At 48.7% G+C, this 3,790-nt stretch carries 2 protein-coding genes; both read right to left on the bottom strand.

The window, feature by feature from the left end:
• Positions 1-1,065, bottom strand: a 1,065-nt coding sequence (gene casA / locus Q0X25_RS07760; protein ID WP_298580869.1) for a type I-E CRISPR-associated protein Cse1/CasA, incomplete at its 3' end; no start/stop codon positions are given.
• Positions 1,062-3,790: CRISPR-associated helicase Cas3' (gene cas3 / locus Q0X25_RS07755; protein ID WP_298580866.1), on the bottom strand; the 2,729-nt coding region annotated here is incomplete at its 5' end. The genes cas3 and casA, both read right to left, overlap by 4 nt.

The raw sequence follows: 3,790 nt of genomic DNA, 5'->3' as shown, positions 1-3,790 counted from the left end.
TGGAGGTTTACCTCTCCCCTCAAAAGTGTCGCCCTCTGCTATAAGCAACGCGTCTAATGACCTCCACACAGTTCTTTCAGAGTCATAGGGGCGTGGGTAATAAACGTCATAACCCTTTTTCGATTTATTGGTAGAAAAACGGTACGGCGTCATAGGGTCGGCGAGAATGTTAGCCCCAGCATCAGGAATTCGATCCCCATTAGAGATGAGAACACGTGAAACACGATCCTCTTCTTCGAAGAAGAGACGAATGCGTCGGCTTTGCCATGTTGCTAAATCAGCAGGTCCTTGAGGCTCTGCAGGGGATACAGGCCACATGTGTGTAGGAGAGTGTTCAGCTCGAGCCCCAGGACCATCCGGTATTCTTTCCCATACAGGGTGATCGTCCTTTCCATAGAGGGCACTAGCTGTTGTGTTCAAGAGGAAAGTTTCAAACAAATCCACTCCAACAACAACAGTCCCTCCAGTGAGGCCAGACCACCCTTGCCCTATGGGATAGCCTTTTCCGCCCTTAACACGTGAATCTCCGACAGCCCCCGATTTAATACCAGAGAAATCAAAAGCCTGAGTATAAACGAGCCACCGGGCTGCTTCGTCTAACGTCAGGTAGTGTTTTCGTTCGCCAGCTCGCATGGTGAAGTAATCACTGTTAATCTCCGGCATCAGGAGACCAACCGGCTTACTATCATCATTGGCAGTATGCAGATCTGCCACTTGCATGAAAGGCATAGTGGGGTGGAGAAGATCAAAGCGGTCCTCGAATTGAGCTAGATACTCCACTACACAGCGGTCCGCTTTCTCCTCTTTAAGACGGAGCCACGTCTCTTCAAACCACATCCCGAAATCAAAAGTATCTCCGTGGGACACATGTGTTTCCGGATGATGAGCGCGCCAAAAGATAGCCAATAGTAATCGAAGAATCGCATAATCTTGGGCAGGAGAATCCCCCTGCAAACGCACCATAGTGCTTTCCCCAGTGAAAATGTCACGTATTCCTGATGTTACTGGGTTTCCGGCAGAATCCTCTCCCTTTACCCAAGGCTCACTCAACAATGAGTAGTTCATTTCATTACTCTCTCAACCTCGAGACCCAAATCCGAAGAATAGATCACATCAAACTGGCCGACGCGGGCCGTACGCTCTTCATTGAAACGTAGAGCAACCTTGCCCTTTAACAATGGTTGCTGAGCCCAACTAGTCGGCGTCATGTTTTCTAAGTCGGTAATCACTTCCTCAAAATCTGCATCACGTCGCGTCATCCAGGCCGGCAGACGTAAAGTCACACCAGCTAGCTGTAGTGCTTGCCGAAAGGAAAGCTCCGACGTATCAAAAATTTCTTCGATCCATGGCTCATCCATCGGACCATAGCCACCATTTCTATCCTGTTGAATAGCAATAGCTTCGATAGCTGGTTCAGCATCTCTTACCTGGGCGTACCCCTCCTCTTCAGAACGTCGAGCATTGTTGGGAGATATTAACTGCCCGAATAGAGAGGGAAGGTGAGACGATTCCCGTGGTCTTGGTATACGAAAAGTGCTCGCCCGAGACTCCGCACGGTCTCGCTGTGCATCGCTTGAAGCCCGAGATTTTTCCCATGCTTCCTGCCATTCCTCAGGCATATCCTGTTCTTCTTTATAGACACTTCTTACCAGTGGAGAAATATCATCAGGGCGATGGAACACTTGCGGAATGTGAAGGTAGGTAGTCATGAGGAGCTTCTTGTCATAGACAGCTTCTGTACCGGTATCAAAAAGAGGTACAGGTTTCTCTTCCTTAATTCCTCGGATGTATATCGTGGGTGACTGTAGTTTCAGAGGGCGATCACTCATAGGACGTTGATGGCGGAAAAGCCTTCCAGCACGCTGAATAAGAAGATCCATCGGGGCAATATCAGTAATGAGAACATCAGCGTCTATATCTAGGCTCTGTTCTGCCACCTGCGTAGAAACGATGACAAGGCGATCTGGACGTCCAGTACCACGGTGTTGATGTGGTCCAAGGATATCCCGCAGTCGATCTTCTTTTGCTGACCGAGCTGTAGCGGTGAATGCTGAGTGATGTAACTCAACTTCCTCCGGGAACGCTGAAGTGAGCTTACGGAAAAGATCCTGAGCTCGGCGGATAGTATTACAAATGACGAGCGCTATACCCCCGTCGGAAAGTGAGTCTTCGAGAAGATCCGCTACGGTCTCAAGTGCATCATCAATGAGAGTGAGCTGTGCCTCCATGTCAGTACGGCGTGAAGGAACCTCTTGAATGCGAACTCCCTCCTCGTTCACTATTGTGATCAGAGGATAAGCTTCGTTGTCCAGCATTGTGTATTCATCTGATCTCAAAGGCTCGCGACAACCCTCTTCCGCATAAGCCTCAACCAGTGCCTTCTTCTGCTCTGGCGGGAGAGTAGCAGACATCATGATGATGCTTGTCCCATACCTAGCGAGCCATTGCACAGTCGTCGCTAAGTACGACGACATATAGGCGTCATAGGAGTGGACCTCATCAATGATGATGATTTTTCCCGCTAAACCAATATGGCGAAGCATCGAGTGGCGCATCTGCAACGACAGAGCAAGAACTTGATCTATGGTTCCCACAACAATATTGGACAGAATGCCCTTCTTATTTCCAGACATCCATTGTGAAGCGATGACGGAGCCGCCCTCAGCCTCATCAATGCCAATAGAGGTGTAGCCGTGTCGCAAACTTCTATAAAGAGACGACAATTTATTGCGAGAATGTGCGAGATATAAAGATGTCACACTGTTACTAACAGTGGAATAGCGAGTCCAGTCGACAGTACGTTGGAAGAGACGATTAGCCGTCAACATTGAAGGTGCCGCAAAGAAGAGACCTTGAGAGCCCTGCTGTACACCGGCAATAGAAGCGGCCGCAAGACCAGCCTCCGTCTTCCCTTCCCCTGTGGCAGCTTCAATAAGCATAAGGAACGGACTCCCACTGCTGCGGGCCATGTTTACTGCAGCTATTTGTACTGGTCGAGGACACATAGTAGTTGGCCAGCCGAATGATTGACGGAAAAGTTGATCTACTTCAGTAGGAAGCTTTTGTAACTGCCACGATCCAGTGAGATCAACACATTTCACTGCTCTACGCAGACGCTCTAACTGAGTACCTTCTTCATGAAGAGGGAAATAGTCCTGGTTTGAGGCGATCCAGTCAGCCATAACAATAAGACCAGTTAAAAGCTCTTCACTATCCGCCATCAGACGAATCCGCGAAGAAGAAAAAGTCTCCAGGAGCGGGCCAATGCCGCTTATATCAGCCATCCCCTCGATGAGTTCATGATGAATGGCTGCCCATTCCTCCGGGTAAGAAGAGAAAATGCTTTCTGCATCCTTACGCAGTCCAGAGTTTGACGTCATACCATGATGCGCATCTACAACATATGAGAGAGAATTAGCAAGCCTCTTTTTAACCCCACGCTCTTGCAACCATTGTGAGACAATGCGTCCCGATGCGACAGAGTGTGGAAGACGGTCGTGGATAGAAATAAACAGAGTCTCGGCAGAATTCTCTAAACGAAGACCATGTTTCGACATGGTGGTGAATAAGTGTTGATAATCAACCCTGTCTTCTATCTGGCGTACAAAAGTAATGGTTGCTTTCCCGACATCGTGAACGCCCGATAGAAATATATAGAGGGCTCGACAATCATCCTCATTAAGGCTTAATAGCTCGGAGAGTTTCTTTTTTATCGATGGGGCAACCCATTTCTCCCACAAATATGCTGCTACACAGGCTGCATCCAGAAGATGTTGGGGGAGATTAAGCC

Origin of the sequence: uncultured Olegusella sp., assembly GCF_947253395.1 — a bacterium.
GTDB lineage: Bacteria > Actinomycetota > Coriobacteriia > Coriobacteriales > Atopobiaceae > Olegusella.
The sequence above is the reverse complement of the archived record's forward strand: the minus strand, read 5'-3'. Positions and strand labels throughout refer to the sequence as shown.